Below are 17,825 nucleotides of genomic sequence, written 5' to 3'. Positions count from 1 at the left end.
ACCGTGAAGCACATCGTCGCTCTCGATGAACTTGGTGCGGTCAATGAAATCGTCCCCTTCAAGGTCGCCGTACCCCAGGAGGAAATCGATGATCTCAGGCGGCGCCTCTACGCAGCACGTTGGCCGGATCGTGAAACCGTCGACGGCTGGAGCCAAGGCGTTCCGCTGGCCCGGGCGCAGGCGTTAGTCGAGCGATGGCGCAACGGTTACGACTGGCGTGCTTTTGAAACCAAGATCAACGCATTTCCGCAGTTCCTCACTCGAATTGATGGACTCGGCATTCACTTCCTACATGTGCGGTCCGCCAATCCGCATGCGCTTCCCCTCTTGCTAACTCATGGCTGGCCTGGCTCGGTTGTTGAGTTCCTTAACATGATCGAGCCATTGGTCGATCCGGTCGCTCACGGTGGCGAGGCGTCGGATGCATTTCATGTTGTCGTGCCTTCATTGCCTGGCCACGGTTTTTCCGAACGGCCCTCCGAAGGGGGCTGGGACCGTTTTCGTACCGCCCGCGCCTGGGGCGAGCTGATGTCCCGGCTTGGATACAACCAGTGGGTTGCTCAAGGAGGAGACTGGGGCTCGACCATCACGCATGCGCTTGCGCAGCAACGGCCGGCTGGCTTGATCGCCGCGCATGTGAACTGGCAACTCGTCGTGCCGACCCATCCGCCAGAAAACATGACGACGGAAGAAAGCACTGTCTATGCGGACGTTCAGCGCCATGCCGACAGCCGCGGCAAGCTAGCGGGCTATTTTCGGAAGCAGGCGACACGTCCTCAGACCATCGCGTATGCGTTGGTTGATTCGCCTCTCGCGCAGGCAAACTGGATCTATGAAAAGCTCCACGACTGGACCGATCATGAAGACGATTCGGACGCGCTGCCGATCGACGAGATGCTCGACAACATCTCCCTTTACTGGTTCACGCGAACCGCTGGATCCGCCGCCCGCTTTTACTGGGAGAACATTCGTAGCGCCGAGCCATTCAGTCTTAATGCCGGGCCGATCGATCTCCCTATGGCGGCGACCGTTTTTCCCAAAGAAACAATTCGCCCGCCTCGGGCCTGGGCGCAGCAACTGTGGTCGAAGCTGTATTACTGGAACGTTGCTGACAGGGGCGGCCATTTCCCCGCTTGGGAGCAACCGGTCCTCTTTGTCGAAGAACTTCGTAATGCTTTTAAGAAATCGCGTAACTCGTCAGGCGAAGTAACTGATGTAAGCAACGTCGAATACGCGAATAGTAAAAAAATTGCTGCCATTAAATGCGAACGGGCCCGCTTAAGACGTCAGCACGACAGGCTACAGTCGGCCAGAACCGGACCTTCACTCAGGCCGCTCAATACTGCGAGGCACGCCATTGAGGGGCCTGCGTCGCTAGTTTTGCCAAACTTGCCGAACTGGTAATTCTGGTCGTCGCTGCCCGAGGCGATGAGGTCAGTGGGACCGGGTTCGTATCAACCGGCTACAGACCCAATAACTTCAGGGAGACTGCGATGCTCTCGGGCTTTGTGTGGCCGGCCACTGCCTCAGTCAGCGAGACCTTTTCCTCGGCCCGCAGTGGGGAGTCTGCATGCAGCAGCAGGCTGTCGGGGCTGGCGAATTGTCGGAACCAAGGCTCACCCTGTTCTCTTAAAAAGCGCTCCAGATCGTCGACGCAGCGCTCGTAGGTGCTGCCTGTTTCGGCATTGAAGCGCAGGTGATAGCGTCCTTCACGCAGATTGTCCGGATCGCTGAAGGGGCCGTTCAGCGCTGCAGCGGCAAATGTGTCGTTGAGCACGCGAATGCCGAAGTGGACCTGGATTTCGACTGTCGCACTGATGGCTGGATACGAACTACCCGAACGATGAAAGTGAACGAAGTCCACCGTGTGTGAATGACGGCGCGTCCAGAACATCTTCTTGGTTCTGGCAAACCCCAAGCCCTGCGCGGATACGGAAAATGCCTTGCAGGCCTTCTCAAGGCCGATGCGAATTAAGGGAGTGACGGATGCCATCTCGGAATGGTACCGAATGGCGCGACCGAAAAAATCCCTGGGGCTGGAAACCGCCTCCAGCGCCTCTCAAGAGCAGTCGGCGCGGGCGCCGATAAGATTGGGCGGGCCAATCAGGCTCCTGAAGCGCGAGCGCACTGATCAGGTCTTCGACAACAATCGGCCAGAACCGGACGGTCAGTACCATCCTCTGATACCGCCAAATGCACACCCAAATGGATTCACGCCTTCGCAGCCTCATCGAGGACTTCTTGGCTGCGGTTGCAACAGCCGTGAATCTCCTCAAGGAGGGAGGCGTTGCGATGCCCGAAAGCAATGTTGCCTGGGCTTGCAATGGCCTTCCGCATAGCGGCGTCCTGCCAGGCGGCGTGCCATACATCAAGCACGGATATGGCATCGGCGTCGAGCTTGAGGCTGGATTGGTGGATTTCGATTTCGGCCAGAACGGCGAGACAGATGGTTTCGACTTTTGGCGGCTTGCTCGCTTCGCAGGTGACCGCCTGAGCCAGTACACCTTCACCTCGAAAGAGGAACTTCGCGAGTGTTTTCAGCTTGCGGTGGACAGCGGCGCATTTGAGCCCTCAACGTACATGCTTCACTACCTGCGAACGTAGCGGCCGCCCTCCCGGCCACTTTTTTGCCTAACGTTTGCGGGAAGCGAAGATCTCCGGGCTCGCTGTCGTCGGTCCAGGAAAGGCAGAATGCGGCCACAAGCAGTCATTACTTAAAATGCGCACATCAAAAGGCGGTTTACAGCCCGTGCTGACAAAGGCGCCGTGCTTGCCTTCACATTGAAAGGAATCCGAGCTTGGGGGTTGCAGCCATTCCGCAAAACGAAGATGCCCGCCTGAGAAGTCTGCTCGCGCTCGGCATCTTGGACACCGCACCAGAAGCGGAGTTCGACGCGCTTGTTCAAGCTGCATCGTTGGTATGCGACGCGCCGATTTCACTCATCAGCCTGATCGATCGCGACCGGCAGTGGTTCAAAGCCAATGTGGGTTTGCCTGACGCCTCTCAAACCGATAGAGGCTCGGCGTTCTGTGCGCACGCCATTCACAGCGCAGAGCTGCTTGAAGTTCCAGACGCCACCCTCGATGCGAGGTTCCGCGACAACGTATTGGTGACCGGCGAGCCGGACATCCGGTTCTACGCCGGAGCCCCGCTGATCCTCTCCGACGGTAACTCCGTGGGCACGCTGTGCGTCATCGACCGCGAGCCGCGTGTCCTGACCGACAAGCAGAGAAAGGTGCTTTTGCATCTTGCACATGCGGCCGTCAAGGCGCTGGAAGGCCGACGTGCTGCCATCGAACTGCATGAGAGCGAGCACAGGCTGCGACAGGTTCATGCCGCCCTCGAATTGGAGCATCAGCGCCGCGGAGACTTTCTGGCGACCCTCGCTCATGAACTGCGCAATCCGCTCTCGGCGATGCGAAGCGGTACACAGTTGCTGAAACTCTCCAAGGAAAACTGGGCCACGGTGGAGCGAGTCAAGGGAATGTTCGAACGCCAGGTCGATCACATGGTGCGCCTGATTGACGACCTTACCGAGGCATCGAAGGTTTCAGCGGGCAAGGTCGAGGTCGCGCTGCGCAGCGTTGATCTGCAGCAGTTGTTAGCCTCTGCCTTGGAAGCCAGTCTTCCGGAAATCGAACACGGCCGGCACGAACTGATCTTGGATTTGCCTTCGGCAGAAGTGAACGTCAACGTCGATTCGGTTCGAATGGTGCAGGTTGTCTGTAATTTGTTGGTGAACGCGGCAAAGTACACGCCCGAGGGCGGCCACATCACTCTCAGTGCCAAGGCTTCGCAAGCTGAGCTGACGATCCAAGTGAGTGATGATGGCATCGGAATCGATTCCGAGGCGCTGCCCAGCATCTTCGGCATGTTTGTGCAGGTACCGGGAAGACAATTGAAGGACAGGGGTGGGCTGGGGGTTGGCTTGGCTTTGGTGGAGCGCTTTGTCCATCTCCATGGAGGTACCATTTCAGCAGCGAGTGACGGCATTGGTCTGGGAAGCACATTTACGCTGCGTCTGCCTACTGCTGTCATCAATGATTAGAAGCAGGATTGGCTTGGGCCACTTGGCGGCGAGCCGACCACTCGGTGTGATGACTGGTTTAGGCCCGGCTTTGCCACTGTCGTTCGGCGACTATCGGCCAGTAGCCGACCTTCACCGCCTCGGTCTACCTTCCACCCCAACTCGCCAATCACAGAAACATGACAGTCGCGATGTCACCGCTGTGGATCAAGCATCCTGACATCCCATGGGGTAGCGTCGGGTGGCGCATGGGCTGGGGTGAGGCGTACTGGGGTCAATGGAGAATTTTCTTTCTGGCCTTGAAGGAAGAAGAGCGCCACCGCTACCGAGAGACCTGGCCGGAACCTGAGTCATGGCGGGGGCTGTATGCATTTATTGAGTCGGGTGAACCCCCACCCTGGGCAATCGAACACAGGAGAAAACTGGCTGGGCCATATCCCCTGCCAAGTACCGAAGAGTCCAGCATCAGCGAGCACTACCGGGTTGTATGGTTGGTCAGGTGCCACATGAGCAAGCTGGGCGTCTACGAAGTACCTGCGAGATTTCCGTCGCCGTATCTTGGACAAGCACTGGATGAGGGCGACGTAACGTTCTATGCGGAACCGAACGGCGCCTGGTGGCGTTTGTCGATGCCAAAAAGTGGCGGGCTTATGCTGAACCGATTGACGCAACCAAACGCCCCTGACATGTTGCTGTTCCGTAAGGCATAGCGGCTGTCGGCCATCACCGGACCTACGTAGATGAACGCGACCGTTTCTCCCGAATCCATGCACATACGCAAAGCCACGCTCGACGACGCTTCGGCAGTCAGCGCGCTGATTCTTTCGTTGGCGCACCATTTCCTCTTGCGAGCCGACGGTTCAGGTGCAGAAGGTTTCTTGCTTTCGCTTGAGCCTGAGGGCATTGCACGAAACATCGGTGCCCCAGAGCTCGATTACTACGTTGGCACGGCCGCCGGCCAGTTGATGGGAGTAATTGCCGTTCGCAACGGAACCCATCTATTCCACCTCTTCGTTGGCCATCCTTTCCAACGAGGGGGCGTTGCAAGGGCGCTTTGGTCTCACATTAAAAAGGCCTATGGATGGCCTTCTGCCTCAGTGGCGACCACGGTCAACTCAACGCCCTCTGCACTGTCTTTTTATGAGCGCATGGGGTTTCACACGGTCGGTGCACTCGTAGAGACGAAGGGCATCGCTTACGTCCCGATGCAGCTCGCTCAAAATGAGCCGTTCTAGCTGACGAGCGGCAGGAAAAATCGTCGCCCAGAGACCGCTTTGGAGCACCTTTTAGGCCCGCTTTGGGCCCTGAGCAGTCTTGCGACTCGCTTGAGAGCAGACGTTCTCCCAATCGGAAACCACGTCCGCAGCTAAGGGCAACGCAAAACCACCGACGCACCAATAGCCTCAAGGGCCTCAGCGATAGGTCGGAGCTCCGCGTCTACTGGCCACCCTGCTTTGATCCTGAAATTGCCGTTTTCGAGCAACGCCTTAACTTCACTCGGGCTGCGGCCTGTGACTCGACGAATGATGTTGAACACCCTTGATCGATTTTGGCCAATGGATGTCAGCCAGAGTTCCGGATCTGGACATGGACCATAAGAGAGAGGAGGTTCGAAGGCACCGTACTCCTGCTTCAAGCAAGTCATGGCGTCACTCAACGGCTTAGATGCCAAAGCCCGTGCCGCTGGCAGGTGGACAGGGCAAAACCATTCCATGGATCGAGGGTGCCCAGCCGCGCCTTCAGGAAGAGGCAAGTAATCGGAGAACCTTACGTATCCACCTCCAGCTTGGAGGTACCACGACTCGCAGCGGCAATCCTTGTGGCAGAGGTGACAGTACTGGGTCTTCATATGGGCTTCGTCCGCGGTTGCACGCAAAAGTCCGAACTTGGCCGACTGTAGCCAAACCGCGGCTGGGCCCATAGCAACTGGCCGATCAGTTCACTTGTGTGTCAAGCTCGAAGGCGAACTCAAGTCCTCTTTGAGCATACTTTTCCTTGGTTTCGAGCAGAATTTCTTGCAGCATGTCGAGAGCGTCGGGGCAATGCGATGCCACGCTCTTTGTGCCAGAGAGTCGGAGCAACAGCGGCAACGTTTGAACGGGACTGGTGCCCCAGATACCCCCGCTGTCCAAGTAACAGAGCGAGTCGGCCAATGCGTTCCAATTGCAGCCCCATCCGCCACCGTCGACCGCAGACACAGGGTGATTTCCGCCGGGGCCTCCCAAACATAGCTGCTCGCCCATTGCAGAAAGCAATTGCAGTCCGTCTGTTGCCTCAGAGAGATCGATGGTGATGAGATTGGTCATGCGTGCATACGTCCGCTTCTGGTGAATTCTGCCCCACGCTGCGACCGGCTGGTTGTGGCCGACTTTAGCCGTTCAAGCCGCCGTCGTGAACGGGCCCGAAGCGGCCACTGAGAACGTGCGAGCCGAGTCAGCGTCGCGTGCAGTCTGCGAGCTCAGGATTGACCTCGATACCGTCGGTCGCAGCGTACTTTATCGATGGCCTAAGCCTGAACATGAATACCGCAGTGTCCAACTCAGAGGCTCTTGCGGTGAAGCTCACATAGGTTGGCGCAAGTGCGGCGCCTTGCAGACCAGACTTTTCGAGGACGCGCTTAAAAACTTGTCCACGCGCCAGTGCGAGTGCACGCTGGCCGTCGTCGGATATGCCCACGCGTTGAGAGTCCGCAGTGACCTGGACGAACATATCGAGAACGCAGTTAGGTTTGGCTGACGGCTGTTTGAGATCTTTCGATTCCTTCTCAATTTGCGCTTCATGACCTGCCTGAAGATGAAGTGTTCCAGGAATGAACTTCGCCTCGATAAGATAACTTGCAGGCGATATGCACCACGCTGGTGTCGCGCACAGCAGGACAAGAGCGAGGACGGTCGGACGGGATGGCAGGTATCTGTTGATGCTTAGCATGGTCGATTTGCCTTGACTGCGGGATGTCTGCTTTTGGCGCCGACTGTAGCCCTTGTTTTGAATGGAGCGATGGGCCATAGGCATCCTTCGAACCCGCTTAAACCAGACTCTCACCCGTCGAGTGGAATAACGCCCAAGGCGGACGGCTCGACCCGAAGACGTCGAGGTAAGCAATACGCCTAGATCCCAGATTTTGAACCTGGCTCGAGACTGGATTCCGACAAACCGAACGACTGAGTGAAGCGGACGCCGTTGAACGTGTGTGTACAGCATTTGCAACTCGGAGCTAGGCTGGATGGCCCAAGCTTTGGATTGACCTGCTGCAGGAGGCCGCTGTCGTCGACATAGAGACCGCTGTAGTACGACGACTCTCCCACGCGAACGAACTCACAACGGTCGCTTTCGGTCAATGCGACCAACCAGAAAATCGGCTCGACACGATCCAGCCGGCTAACCGCCTCGGAGTGAACCTCGTTCCAAGGTTTGCCTACATGCGACAGCAGGAACTTGAAAAGAGGCGTGTAGTCACGACCGCGATGCTCTTTGCCGTGCATTGAACTTCGCTTCGCATCGGAGGGGGCTTCCTTCTTTGTGTTGCGCTGGTCGCGATAGTCTCCACCGACCGCTACATGGGGCCGGTGGGCTGTTGTGTTCTCCTTGCGAAAGAGGGGTGACTTGTGCATTTTGTTGAACGGCGAATAGGAGGGGCACGGCCAACTTCAGCATCTAGCCGACGGTAGCCGGTCGCGCAGCCATCCAACTTCGCCCTCAATCTACTTGCCAAGTTGCTCGGCGGGAGTGACGCGGCTCTTTTCGAGCTGGGAAAGTTCGTTGACGATGCCCATGCCGCCAGTCAAGGCGGTCTTAGTTCGGGGAGAAGGTCAGCGCCGCGATGCGCTCATCGCTCACGAACCAGTTGGGAATATTGCCAGACTCCCCAGATCGCTCCCACGGTGATGCCAATGCCGACGCTCAAGCCGACCGACAACCCAAACCCGAGGGACAGGAGCAGCATCAACCCGGCACAGACCAGCCCGATGAAAATTAACGTGACGAAATTGAAGCGCGCGACCTCGCACGTGTCTTCGCCAACACTGCGGGGACTGCGACCGTGCTTGCTGCGCTGCCCCCTGAACACCAAGACATCCATAACAAGTTCGAAGAAGCCGATGCACAGATCGGCCAAGATGCTCCACATTGGGTTGCTCCATTCGGGTGACACCCTGAGCTGTCGCTGTTCTCGTATTGGTCCGACTAGGGTGGGTGTCGGATGACGGCGGAATGTTACCGTGCTTCCGACAGGGAATGCTGTCGCAACTGGCTATCTCGAAGGCGGGTTTGACCGTGGTCGGTCAACGTCCGCAGTTGGCCGAGACGCGTCACGCATCTTCGAGTTCGGCATCTTGGCCTACCTGAAGTTTCGGCAAGTCGTTAGCAGTGGCGAGCACGAACGTGAAGACCGTCATGTCCGGCTGCCCGTCCGCGGTCAGCGCCCGAGGTTGGGATAGGTAAGGCTTGATGGGCACCCCACCCAAGCGAGACCTCTCAGAAACAGCGAACTCACCCGGTTCGAGCTGTCGCGCAAAGAGCGACACAGGGCGCTGCTGGTGAAAGATGTGTTCGATGCGAAATTTCATTTCTTGCCCCGGGAACGGCTGCTTTTAAGCGCATTCTGCCCCGACCACGAAGGTCTGATCTTGGCCGGAAGGCGCTGATGCTAGCCGCCGCGAACACCGATGGCGCTTCGCAGCCTGCCAAGGTCCGGCGCATCGGACTCGACGAGGAAGAGATCCTCGGTGACACCCGTGACATTGTCGGCAATGCCGATGACGAACTCGCGGGCGAATGTCGAGTGCAGCTTCGCCAGGTACCCGGCAACGCGCTCAACGTCTCCGAACCATCCTTCAGGCTCGTCGCCTGCGTCAGGCAGTGCCAAGTTGATGCCAAGGTCCCAGTCGGGCAGGTCGTCAGGGTGGCTGCCAGACACATCTGCCTTCTGATTCACCACAGTCGGCCTTGAAGTGACCCAGCCTGGCGCAACTGCAAGTTCGACAAGCCTTTCCTCGATGGGCGCGGCGACGTCTTCTAGGTCAGAGCCGTCTAAGTACGCATACAGGGTGTGTCGTTGCATGGTCTTACTGGAAGGTGGGCGGGAAGGTCCGGTTCTGGCCGCATTCTGCCTGCCGGCCTCATTCGTTGAACGCGACCTTCTGAGCGCGTAGGTCCACAAGCAAGACCGTCGGACCTTCGAGCTCGACGCCCCTGTGTGACGACGTGAAGACGGCGGACCAGTGGACCGGCGTCTTTCCCTCGCGCTCGCTCAGCACAGGGTCAGGCTGGATGTCCAGGAGCGAACCTTCCATTCCGCTGGACTTTGCGAACTCCACGGCGAGCGCTTTTGCCTGCGAGGCCGCCTCATCCCGGGAGAGGCACCGAATGGAATTGGTCATGAGACTGTCACTGTCCGGGTTGCCGGCGCATAGAGCCCTGAGGGATCTACACACGTCGCGGAAGCCGCCGCTCCTCACGCAACCGGGAGATACGTCATGCAGGCGTATCGACTCGGTTGACCTGAGGGCTCTGCAACCAAGCCGGATAGATGCACGCCGAAAGCAGCCATGCCGTTGCGACGAGCAGCGTCCCACATAAGAGGACCACCGCACCCGCGTTAGTGACAGAAATCAAATAGACCACAACCGTGCACGGCAGCGCCATCAGGCACGCAACGAATAGACGAAGCTCAAATACGCCACTTGCAATCCTACTCGGGGCAAGCGCGACGACCAAGTACCCCAATGCCGCGACGAAACCTCCGAGAAGAAATGGCGCGGCCCACGCTATTCGAACTGGGCGCTCCGGCTCCGCGCTGGCGACAAATAGGGCAAGCCAGATGGGTGCTGCCATGATCCCCGCGGCAAGCATTGAGGCAATGGTACGAACAAGAAGTTGCATGGTTTCAAGGCTCCGATCGACGAGGCGGTTGAGTTTTCAACGTCTTTTTCTTGGTCGTATGCTGCAGGCTCGACGTCGTTAACCCGGCGCATCCACGGCGAATTTATGTCCCTAGGCAGGGCAGACCATCCCAGCGGCATGTCCGCCAAATCGACCAGGGTTCTGTCTCGTTCTATCGACTCCGCAAACGGGCATGAATTTCCGCTTGTGGCCGATTCTCGCCGCAGCAGTGCGCTACGAAATCATCGATCAAATACGCGCCGCAAGTATTTGAAGCATCTTGGCGAGGCCGGTATCCGTTGAGCCATAGGGGTAGTCGAAGTATTCAATCTGCAGCCACTGTGCTTCTTGGCCTGGATGAACGTACTTCTCAAAATCGTCCACCAGCAACACCTGCTGCGGAAGCACGCCAGGGACAAATTGAAGGTCTTTTGTCTCACCATGCCAAGTGATGTACTCCATATCTGCGAACCAGGCGGGCGCGACCTGCTCTTCCACCAGCAAGCGCGCGATCTTTCTGAATCGTTCTTCCTTGACGGTGGTGAACATATCGATGCGAGGAAAAAGTTCGGCACAACGAGTCAGGAACTCAGCCAGACCTGGCCGGGGTACCTGGCTCATTGCGTTTGAGATCAAGGTACCTTCGAGATCAAGGGCAAGGACGTAGTTCTTCATGAAGGGGAATATGCCGCTTCGCAGAAAGAAGATGTGCGTGATTCAATGAAAGATGTTCGATGCGAGCTGGGTCGTTCAGAACGTCTCTTGACCGTACACAGCCCGATTTCGTCGAGTTGTGTTGGTACAGCGAACGGCTGTTTGCGGCCAATGGGTCGGCTCGTATGCTCACCCTTCCCACTGCTTGAGCACAACAGGTTCGATAGGGTCGCCCGGCCAGAGCTGCACGAGGTAGTGGTCGTCGCCCTCGAGCTCATCTGTCGATAGCGAACTCAGGCCTGATGCGGACAGCCGTACTCTGAATGCGCCAGATTGCACGTCGAACCGTCGCGCATCGGGAAAATAGTCAGTGCACCCCGCTATCACGAGCGGTCCAGTCGCAACGACCAGTGAACCCTCAACAACGTGATCGAAGCTGCCGAGCTCGCAGAACGGCTCAGCCTCGAGAATCTCCAGCGTTACCGGAACATTCATATTGCGTGCGGTCCCAAAACCGACCACGCCTGTCGAGACAGCAAGCATGCGGCGTGTTGCAGCGTCATCCCAAACGTCCGACAGACTTCCTTCGGCTGTCGCGTCTTGAAGATAAAACTGGTAGTAGTCGGCGAAAATCTCAAGGCGATGTGAACTCATGGGATGAATGCCTTCGGCCGGTCGGCCGACGTTGGTTTTGCGAGCGACGCTGGTTGAGATTCGAGGATGAATGACCGGTCCTGACCGAGCCCGAAAGTCTGGCCTCGACCAACGGCAGCCCGCTTCCGCTGCATAGCCGCCATCAGCAGACCAACGTCGAACGCTCGCAGCGGGTCGACTGTGTCATTCACAGACTAACGCACCAGACATTGGGTCAGCTTTGACCAGGCGCCAAGCAAATCAGGTTATATAAAGCCTCCATCCACAGTTAGCCGAAATCGCGCAGCGACCGAGGCTCTGGTTGCGATCGAGCGGCAGTGGCCAGAGTGGCTGAACTCCGGTCTGTCTTGGGTCAGTAGGCACCCATGTAGTCGCGCTTACCGATCTCGATACCGTTGTGGCGCAAGATCGCGTAAGTGGTGGTCACGTGGAAGAAAAACTGCGGCAGTCCATAGTGCAGAAGATATGCGCCTGCGGTCAGTTTCTTTTCCTTGGGGGTGCCGGGGCGCAATACGATCTCGCGGCTCTCGCTTGAATCAAATTGCTCAGACTTGAAGGAGCCGATATGGGCCAATGCTTTGGCGATCAACGCTTGCAGGTCGGCGAAGCTGACCTCAGTGTCGGGCCAGGACGGCACCTCGGCACCAGCCAGGCGGGAGGCAATGCCCTTGGAGAAGTCTGCGGCGATCTGTACCTGACGTACCAGCGGAAACATGTCAGGGAACAGCCGCGCCTGCAGCAGCGCATTGGGATCGATATTTTTTTGCGTCGCGTGGTCTTCGGCCTTCTTGAGCACGTCGGACAGGGCGCGCAGCATCTGCTGCATGACGGGAACGGAAGCGTTGTACAGCGGGCTGGTCATAGTGAGTTCACTTCTAAAAATTGGGCGCGATGGCCGAAGTTGGCGTGGCAGAGGCCTGCCGACCATGTAAGGCTAACAGCACAGGGCGGATAGCTTCCGCTGAGACGTCCCCGACGAACAACCTCAACCGAATCGAATTCGGTCCATCGCGAAAGCTTTAATCGTCGCGCCCAAACGAACCCCGCTCTTCAGGCGGGCCGCGAAATCCGCGACCCGCAGACCAGCTGCTAACCGCCGGTCTCAGGCGTTCCGCTTCGCGCCTTCTCGTTCAACTGAAACAGTTCCCCCGCCTTGCGAGCAAGTTCAGCCGCAAGCCAGAGCAGGTTGTCCAGCTGTCGAGGCCCACTGCCGCTGCACCAGTCGATGAATTCCCCGTGGCAGACCCACAGGAGAGCTTCGAGTTGGGAGAGCGTGTTTTCGAGACGATCCGCCGGGTCTTGGGCGTTGTCTTCGCAAGCGCCGGGCGTGGGTGGCCGGGCTATAGTCTTGGTAGCCATTTTTGTGCGGTCCTTTAGAGGTAAGTGCACTGATTTGGTTAGACGGTCGGGGTGTTACCGCACCCCGGCCGTCGCCTTTGATACCTCGCATACGCATCGGTGCTTTCGCACCGACAACCTGCCGCGAGGCAAGCAGCCTTCCAGAATTTCAGTGGTTGTGTGTGCAGCGCCTTCCGTGTTCCCTTGATGGGTGGTTGAGTGACAGGGGCGTCCACTTTAGAGAACGGCCCACCGAAACTGCCGTTCCGTGCGGCACGAAAGTCTCGGCAACCGCCAACAAATGCAGCTTCCGCAATGCGTCGCGCGCGGCCTTCATGGGTGCGTGCCGGCGCGTGACGAAAGGCCACATTTGCTTCGCGAGCCGCGACGTGACTGGCGGTCCACCGCTGCGCTGAAAGCTCACGTCGATGGGGTGCCTTGCGCAGCGAAATAAAGGAGGAGGGGCGAAGCCCCGGGGGACATTCGCGGAGCAAGGTACCCCGGCGGCGTGAGCGCCGCCCCGAAACCCGCATCCGATCCCTAAGGCATGCCCCGCGCCAACAAATGATCGACCAACCGGCGCTGCGGAAAACTCAACGCCTCCTGCCGCGTGCACAGGTACATGCGCCGCGAAGCCCACGCATCGGTCAGGTTGATGAAGCGCAGCTTCATCTCCTTGCGGTAAGTCACCGCCGCCCCCTCGGGCAAGATGCCCACGCCCATGCCGGCCTCGATCATCCGGCACACCGCCTCGAAGCTCTTCACCCGCACGCGCAGCCGCAGCACCTTGCGTGCGCTCATGGCCGCGTCTTCCATGGTGCGTGAAATGGCCGAGTCGTCCTCGAGCCCCACGAAGTCGAAGTCGAGCAGCTCCTCGAAAGACACCTCGCGCCCGCGCCACGGATGCTTCTGCCGCACGATGGCCACCAGCCTGTCGGTGCGGTACGGAATGAAGTGCAGCGCCGGGTCGGCCGCCTCGCTCGTGATGACGCCCACGTCGGCCTGGCGGTCGCGAATGGCCTGCACGATATAGACGCTGCGGTGCTCCTCCACGCTCACGCGGATCTCGGGGTAGCGCTGGCGAAAGCTCGCCACGTCGTCGGGCAGGAACTGGCCCATGGCCGAGGCGTTGGCATGCAGGCGCACCCGGCCCGTGGCGCCCTGCGCATAGTCCGACAGGTCGGCGCGCATGCGGTCGACGTCGCGCAGTATCTGGCGCGCATGCATGGCCAGCGACTCGCCGGCGCCCGTGGGCGTCACGCCCTTCGAGCTGCGGTTGAGCAGCGCCACGCCCAGGTGGCCTTCGAGGATGGCCAGGCGGCGGCTCGCGGCCGACAGCACCATGTGGCTCTCGGCAGCGGCCTTCGACAGGCTGCCGTGCTCAATGGCGCGCAGGAACAGCGCGAGCGAATCGAGGTCGGGTCTCATCGGTGTAGGGTGGGGTTCCGGTCGGTCGGCGGGGGTCGCCATTGTCGGCCAGCAAGCCGAACGGCCCTCACCGAAATCCTTTCGGCGGATGGCGCCGTTAGAAGACAGATCTTCCGCAAAGCCGGCCGGTCTGCCAAAAAGAAGAAGCACTTTCCGTTCGCAACACTGAAGAATCGTTGTTGCCCCGCCGTCTACCCCGGCGCGGCACACAGCGAGCCGGCTCCTTACCGGGGCCACGCCCGCGTTCCACGAGTCCTACCCGGAGTCTTTTTCAGTCATGGCATCCCACGAACTGGCCAGCGTTGCGCTGGACGACAAATACACGGCCACCGAAGGCCGCATCTACCTCAGCGGCATCCAGGCGCTGGTGCGCCTCATGCTCGTGCAGAAATGGCGCGACCAGCAGGCGGGCCTGAACACCGCGGGCTTCGTCTCGGGCTACCGCGGCTCGCCGCTCGGCGGGCTCGACGAAGCGCTGTGGAAAGCCCAGCCGGAGCTGGAGGCCAACGCCGTCAAGTTTCTGCCCGGCGTGAACGAGGAGCTGGCCGCCACCGCCGTGTGGGGCACGCAGCAGGTGCATCTGACGGGCGAGAGCGCGGTCGATGGCGTGTTCGCCATGTGGTACGGCAAGGCGCCCGGCGTGGACCGCTGCGGCGACGTGTTCAAGCACATGAGCCACGCAGGCACCTCGCCCCACGGCGGCGTGCTGCTGGTGGCGGGCGACGACCACGGCGCGTCTTCTTCCACGCTGCCCAACCAGAGCGACCACCTGTTCGCGGCCTCGATGATCCCGATGCTCTATCCGCAAAGCGTGGAGGAGTACATCGAGCTCGGCCTGCACGGCTTCGCGATGTCGCGCTTTGCCGGGCTGCCGGTGGGCTTCAAGGCGCTGGCCGACACGGTGGAGTCGTCGGGCTCCATCGCGGCGGGCGCGCTCGACGTGCACACGCGGCTGCCCGTGGACTTCGTGTTTCCGCCCGGCGGCGTGCACGCGCGCCTGTCGACCGACACGCTGGGCGTGCAGGCGCGCAAGCAGGAGGCGCTGATGCAGGACTACAAGATCTACGCCGCCATCGCCTACGCGCGCGCCAACAAGCTGAACCGCGTGACCATCGATTCGCCGAAGGCGCGACTGGGCATCGTGGCCTCGGGCAAGTCGTACCGCGACGTGCTCGAAGCGCTGGAAGAACTGGGCATCGACGCCGACGAGGCCGCGCGCATCGGCATACGGCTGTTCAAGGTGTCGATGCCGTGGCCGCTGGAGCCCGACTCGATCCGCGAGTTCGCCGACGGGCTCGAAGAAATTCTGGTGGTCGAGGAAAAGCGCCAGATCGTCGAGTACCAGCTCAAGGAGCACCTGTACAACTGGCGCGAGAACGTGCGCCCGCGCGTGATCGGCAAGTTCGACGAGCAGGGCGAATGGGGCGCGCACCCGCGCGGCCAGTGGCTGCTGCCGGCCACGGCGGACTTCTCGGTGGCGCAGATCGCACGCGTCATCGCGGCGCGCGTGGCGCGCTTTCACACCAGCGACCGCATCCGCATGCGGCTGGCGATTCTCGACGCGAAGGACGTGGTGCTGGGCAAGGCCGTGGCCACGCCCTCGCGCCCGGCCTGGTACTGCGCGGGCTGCCCGCACAACACCTCCACCAAGGTGCCCGAAGGCAGCCTGGCGCTCGCGGGCATCGGCTGCCACGTGATGGCCACGGCCATCTACCCCGAGCACAACAAGACGACCACGCACATGGGCGGCGAAGGCGCGCCGTGGCTGGGGCAGGCGTGGTTCTCCAAACGCAGGCACGTGTTCGCGAACCTGGGCGACGGCACGTACTACCACTCGGGCTCGATGGCGATCCGCGCGGCGGTGGCGGCGGGCGTGAACATCACCTACAAGATCCTCTACAACGACGCGGTCGCGATGACGGGCGGCCAGCCGGTCGACGGGCCCATCAACGTGCCGCGCATCGCACACCAGATGGCCGCAGAGGGCGTGAAGCGCCTCGCGCTGGTGGCCGAAGACCCGGCGCGCTGGGCCGACCGCAGCCCCCTGCCCGCCGACCGCGACGGCTTCGTGCTGACCGTGCACCACCGCGACGACATGGACGCGGTGCAGCGCACGCTGCGCGACTTCGAGGGCGTGTCGGTGCTGATCTACGACCAGGTGTGCGCGGCGGAGAAGCGCCGGCGTCGCAAGAAGGGCGAGTTTGCGCAGGCCGCGCGGCGCGTGTTCATCAACGACGCGGTGTGCGAAGGCTGCGGCGATTGCGGCGAGCAGTCGAACTGCACCGCGCTGCTGCCCAAGCAAACCGACCTGGGCCTGAAGCGCAGCGTGGACCAGAGCGCGTGCAACGCCGACGAGTCGTGCATCAAGGGCTTCTGCCCGAGCTTCGTGACGGTGGAAGGCTTGAAGCCGCGCAAGCAGGCGCCGGTCGCGGCAAAGGCAGCAGCCGAAGAGCCGCCGTTGCCAGCACCGCCGCAGCCAGCGCTCGAAGGCATGCACAACATCCTGATCACCGGCATCGGCGGCACGGGCGTGATCACCATCGGCGCGCTGATCGGCATGGCGGCGCACCTCGAGGGCAAGGGCGTGAGCGTGCTCGACATGACGGGCATGTCGCAGAAGAACGGCTCGGTCACTTCGCACGTGCGCATCGCACGCGACGCGGCGCAACTGAAGGCGCAGCGCATTCCCACGGGCGAGGCCGACCTGATCCTCGGGTGCGACATGCTCACGGCCGGCGCGCCCGACGCCATCGCGCGCATGCGGCCGGGGCGCACCTATGCGCTGGTCAACACCTTCGAGCAGCCGACGGGGCATTTCGCGCAGCAGCCCGACTGGGAGTTCCCCGCCGCGCAGGTGCGCGCGCTGATCGAGGAGTCGGTCGAAGGCCGCGCCGATTTCATCGACGCCACGCAGCTCGCCACACGGCTCATGGGCGACGCCATTGCAGCCAACCTGTTCCTGCTGGGCTTCGCGTTCCAGAAGGGCTGCGTGCCACTCTCTGCCGAGGCGCTGGACAGGGCTATCGAGATCAACGGCGTGGCCATCAAGGCCAACCAGGCCGCCTTCCGCTGGGGCCGCAAGGCGGCGCTCGATCTGGCCGCCGTCACGCGGCAGGCCGCACCAGCGAAGGTGGTGGCGCTGCAGCGGCCGCAGGGCTTCGAGGCCCTGGTGACGGACCGCATCGCGTTCCTCACCTCGTACCAGAACGCCGCTTACGCGCAGGGCTATGCCGAACTGGTGGAGCGGGTGCGCGCAGCCGAACACCGCGCGCGCGGCACCACGCTGCTCGCGAAGGCGGTGGCCTCGGGCCTCTTCAAGCTCATGGCCTACAAGGACGAGTACGAGGTTGCGCGCCTGTACACCGACAAGCGCTTCATCGAGAAGCTGTCCGAGCAGTTCGAAGGCAAGCCCGTGCTGCGCTTTCACCTGGCGCCGCCGGTGCTGGGCCGCCGCGATGCGCAAGGCCGTGCGGTGAAGACGAGCTTCGGGCCGTGGATGATGAATGCGTTTCGCGTGCTCGCGAAGTTGCGCGGGCTGCGCGGCACCGCGCTCGACGTGTTCGGGCGCACGGCCGAGCGGCGCATGGAGCGCCAGCTGATCGCCGACTACCGCGCGATGGTCGAAGACGTGGTGGCGCGATTCGACCGCGTCGACTTCGACACCGCGCTCGCGCTCGCACGCCTGCCGGAGCAGATTCGCGGGTTCGGGCATGTGAAGGAAGAAAGCGTGGTGTCGGCGCGGGTGCGATGGAGCGCGCTGGCGAAGCAGCTGGACGCGGGCGTTCCCCGCGCCTCGAAGACCGCACCGAAGGCGGAAGCACTGGCCGCCTGACACGGCATCCG

Annotated in this window: 20 protein-coding genes; 6 read left to right on the top strand and 14 right to left on the bottom strand. The window is 61.0% G+C overall.

Annotated elements, in window-relative coordinates; translation table 11 throughout:
* Positions 1-3 precede the first annotated feature (3 nt).
* Positions 4-1,404, top strand: a complete 1,401-nt coding sequence (locus AC1DJH_RS30135; RefSeq protein WP_478188214.1) for an epoxide hydrolase family protein — start codon at positions 4-6, stop codon at positions 1,402-1,404.
* A gap of 58 nt (positions 1,405-1,462) precedes the next feature.
* Here AC1DJH_RS30135 and AC1DJH_RS30130 read toward each other — a convergent pair whose 3' ends face one another.
* A complete protein-coding gene (locus AC1DJH_RS30130; protein WP_478188213.1) occupies positions 1,463-1,993 on the bottom strand; it encodes a hypothetical protein in 531 nt (176 codons plus the stop codon).
* A gap of 212 nt (positions 1,994-2,205) precedes the next feature.
* Here AC1DJH_RS30130 and AC1DJH_RS30125 point away from each other — a divergent pair, with 212 nt between their 5' ends.
* From AC1DJH_RS30125 to AC1DJH_RS30110, 4 genes are all read left to right on the top strand, one after another.
* Positions 2,206-2,604, top strand: a complete 399-nt coding sequence (locus AC1DJH_RS30125; protein ID WP_478188212.1) for a DUF6896 domain-containing protein — start codon at positions 2,206-2,208, stop codon at positions 2,602-2,604.
* 194 nt (positions 2,605-2,798) lie between these two features.
* Positions 2,799-4,049: a GAF domain-containing sensor histidine kinase gene (locus tag AC1DJH_RS30120; protein ID WP_478188211.1), complete on the top strand. Its 1,251-nt coding sequence runs from the start codon at positions 2,799-2,801 to the stop codon at positions 4,047-4,049.
* A 158-nt stretch (positions 4,050-4,207) separates the two neighbouring features.
* Complete coding sequence (locus AC1DJH_RS30115; protein WP_143042573.1) at positions 4,208-4,738, top strand: hypothetical protein; 531 nt, start codon at positions 4,208-4,210, stop codon at positions 4,736-4,738.
* Between the two features lie 30 nt (positions 4,739-4,768).
* On the top strand, positions 4,769-5,263 hold the full coding sequence (locus AC1DJH_RS30110; protein ID WP_435441885.1) for a GNAT family N-acetyltransferase: 495 nt from the start codon (positions 4,769-4,771) through the stop codon (positions 5,261-5,263).
* A 699-nt stretch (positions 5,264-5,962) separates the two neighbouring features.
* Here AC1DJH_RS30110 and AC1DJH_RS30105 read toward each other — a convergent pair.
* The 13 genes from AC1DJH_RS30105 to AC1DJH_RS30045 form a co-directional block, all read right to left on the bottom strand.
* Positions 5,963-6,334 (bottom strand): barstar family protein, encoded by a 372-nt coding sequence (locus AC1DJH_RS30105; protein ID WP_478188210.1) that lies wholly within the window; start codon positions 6,332-6,334, stop codon positions 5,963-5,965.
* Between the two features lie 127 nt (positions 6,335-6,461).
* The gene (locus AC1DJH_RS30100; RefSeq protein ID WP_478188209.1) at positions 6,462-7,034 is read right to left on the bottom strand and encodes a hypothetical protein; all 573 of its coding nucleotides are present in this window, start codon (positions 7,032-7,034) and stop codon (positions 6,462-6,464) included.
* Between the two features lie 101 nt (positions 7,035-7,135).
* Positions 7,136-7,639 (bottom strand): hypothetical protein, encoded by a 504-nt coding sequence (locus AC1DJH_RS30095; RefSeq protein ID WP_478188208.1) that lies wholly within the window; start codon positions 7,637-7,639, stop codon positions 7,136-7,138.
* Between the two features lie 215 nt (positions 7,640-7,854).
* The gene (locus AC1DJH_RS30090; RefSeq protein WP_478188207.1) at positions 7,855-8,154 is read right to left on the bottom strand and encodes a hypothetical protein; all 300 of its coding nucleotides are present in this window, start codon (positions 8,152-8,154) and stop codon (positions 7,855-7,857) included.
* A 181-nt stretch (positions 8,155-8,335) separates the two neighbouring features.
* On the bottom strand, positions 8,336-8,593 hold the full coding sequence (locus AC1DJH_RS30085) for a hypothetical protein (protein ID WP_478188206.1): 258 nt from the start codon (positions 8,591-8,593) through the stop codon (positions 8,336-8,338).
* An 80-nt stretch (positions 8,594-8,673) separates the two neighbouring features.
* Complete coding sequence (locus tag AC1DJH_RS30080) at positions 8,674-9,087, bottom strand: hypothetical protein (protein WP_478188205.1); 414 nt, start codon at positions 9,085-9,087, stop codon at positions 8,674-8,676.
* Between the two features lie 58 nt (positions 9,088-9,145).
* The gene (locus tag AC1DJH_RS30075) at positions 9,146-9,406 is read right to left on the bottom strand and encodes a hypothetical protein (protein WP_478188204.1); all 261 of its coding nucleotides are present in this window, start codon (positions 9,404-9,406) and stop codon (positions 9,146-9,148) included.
* A 94-nt stretch (positions 9,407-9,500) separates the two neighbouring features.
* Positions 9,501-9,908, bottom strand: a complete 408-nt coding sequence (locus tag AC1DJH_RS30070; protein WP_478188203.1) for a hypothetical protein — start codon at positions 9,906-9,908, stop codon at positions 9,501-9,503.
* 249 nt (positions 9,909-10,157) lie between these two features.
* Positions 10,158-10,583 (bottom strand): NIF family HAD-type phosphatase, encoded by a 426-nt coding sequence (locus tag AC1DJH_RS30065; RefSeq protein ID WP_478188202.1) that lies wholly within the window; start codon positions 10,581-10,583, stop codon positions 10,158-10,160.
* A 168-nt stretch (positions 10,584-10,751) separates the two neighbouring features.
* Positions 10,752-11,216, bottom strand: a complete 465-nt coding sequence (locus AC1DJH_RS30060; protein ID WP_478188201.1) for a hypothetical protein — start codon at positions 11,214-11,216, stop codon at positions 10,752-10,754.
* Positions 11,217-11,568: 352 nt separating this feature from the next.
* Positions 11,569-12,078 (bottom strand): DUF1993 domain-containing protein, encoded by a 510-nt coding sequence (locus tag AC1DJH_RS30055; RefSeq protein WP_055803081.1) that lies wholly within the window; start codon positions 12,076-12,078, stop codon positions 11,569-11,571.
* A 227-nt stretch (positions 12,079-12,305) separates the two neighbouring features.
* Positions 12,306-12,575 (bottom strand): hypothetical protein, encoded by a 270-nt coding sequence (locus tag AC1DJH_RS30050; protein ID WP_478188200.1) that lies wholly within the window; start codon positions 12,573-12,575, stop codon positions 12,306-12,308.
* A 519-nt stretch (positions 12,576-13,094) separates the two neighbouring features.
* Positions 13,095-13,982 (bottom strand): LysR family transcriptional regulator, encoded by an 888-nt coding sequence (locus AC1DJH_RS30045; RefSeq protein WP_409171121.1) that lies wholly within the window; start codon positions 13,980-13,982, stop codon positions 13,095-13,097.
* 277 nt (positions 13,983-14,259) lie between these two features.
* On the opposite strand from AC1DJH_RS30045, the gene AC1DJH_RS30040 reads away from it, so the two are divergent.
* Complete coding sequence (locus AC1DJH_RS30040) at positions 14,260-17,814, top strand: indolepyruvate ferredoxin oxidoreductase family protein (protein ID WP_478188199.1); 3,555 nt, start codon at positions 14,260-14,262, stop codon at positions 17,812-17,814.
* Positions 17,815-17,825: the final 11 nt, after the last annotated feature.

It is taken from the genome of Variovorax sp. 10N412 (assembly GCF_056394985.1).
This window is presented reverse-complemented; position numbering and strand designations above follow the sequence as displayed.

Coding starts and splice junctions, on each gene's coding strand:
- AC1DJH_RS30115 (WP_143042573.1), top strand. CDS start 4,208: ATGACAGTCGCGATGTCACCGCTGTGGATCAAGCATCCTGACATCCCA.
- AC1DJH_RS30100 (WP_478188209.1), bottom strand. CDS start 7,034: ATGGCCCATCGCTCCATTCAAAACAAGGGCTACAGTCGGCGCCAAAAG.
- AC1DJH_RS30105 (WP_478188210.1), bottom strand. CDS start 6,334: ATGACCAATCTCATCACCATCGATCTCTCTGAGGCAACAGACGGACTG.
- AC1DJH_RS30125 (WP_478188212.1), top strand. CDS start 2,206: ATGGATTCACGCCTTCGCAGCCTCATCGAGGACTTCTTGGCTGCGGTT.
- AC1DJH_RS30085 (WP_478188206.1), bottom strand. CDS start 8,593: ATGAAATTTCGCATCGAACACATCTTTCACCAGCAGCGCCCTGTGTCG.
- AC1DJH_RS30065 (WP_478188202.1), bottom strand. CDS start 10,583: ATGAAGAACTACGTCCTTGCCCTTGATCTCGAAGGTACCTTGATCTCA.
- AC1DJH_RS30080 (WP_478188205.1), bottom strand. CDS start 9,087: ATGCAACGACACACCCTGTATGCGTACTTAGACGGCTCTGACCTAGAA.
- AC1DJH_RS30040 (WP_478188199.1), top strand. CDS start 14,260: ATGGCATCCCACGAACTGGCCAGCGTTGCGCTGGACGACAAATACACG.
- AC1DJH_RS30070 (WP_478188203.1), bottom strand. CDS start 9,908: ATGCAACTTCTTGTTCGTACCATTGCCTCAATGCTTGCCGCGGGGATC.
- AC1DJH_RS30130 (WP_478188213.1), bottom strand. CDS start 1,993: ATGGCATCCGTCACTCCCTTAATTCGCATCGGCCTTGAGAAGGCCTGC.
- AC1DJH_RS30060 (WP_478188201.1), bottom strand. CDS start 11,216: ATGAGTTCACATCGCCTTGAGATTTTCGCCGACTACTACCAGTTTTAT.
- AC1DJH_RS30095 (WP_478188208.1), bottom strand. CDS start 7,639: ATGCACAAGTCACCCCTCTTTCGCAAGGAGAACACAACAGCCCACCGG.
- AC1DJH_RS30050 (WP_478188200.1), bottom strand. CDS start 12,575: ATGGCTACCAAGACTATAGCCCGGCCACCCACGCCCGGCGCTTGCGAA.
- AC1DJH_RS30055 (WP_055803081.1), bottom strand. CDS start 12,078: ATGACCAGCCCGCTGTACAACGCTTCCGTTCCCGTCATGCAGCAGATG.
- AC1DJH_RS30090 (WP_478188207.1), bottom strand. CDS start 8,154: ATGTGGAGCATCTTGGCCGATCTGTGCATCGGCTTCTTCGAACTTGTT.
- AC1DJH_RS30075 (WP_478188204.1), bottom strand. CDS start 9,406: ATGACCAATTCCATTCGGTGCCTCTCCCGGGATGAGGCGGCCTCGCAG.
- AC1DJH_RS30045 (WP_409171121.1), bottom strand. CDS start 13,982: ATGAGACCCGACCTCGATTCGCTCGCGCTGTTCCTGCGCGCCATTGAG.
- AC1DJH_RS30110 (WP_435441885.1), top strand. CDS start 4,769: ATGAACGCGACCGTTTCTCCCGAATCCATGCACATACGCAAAGCCACG.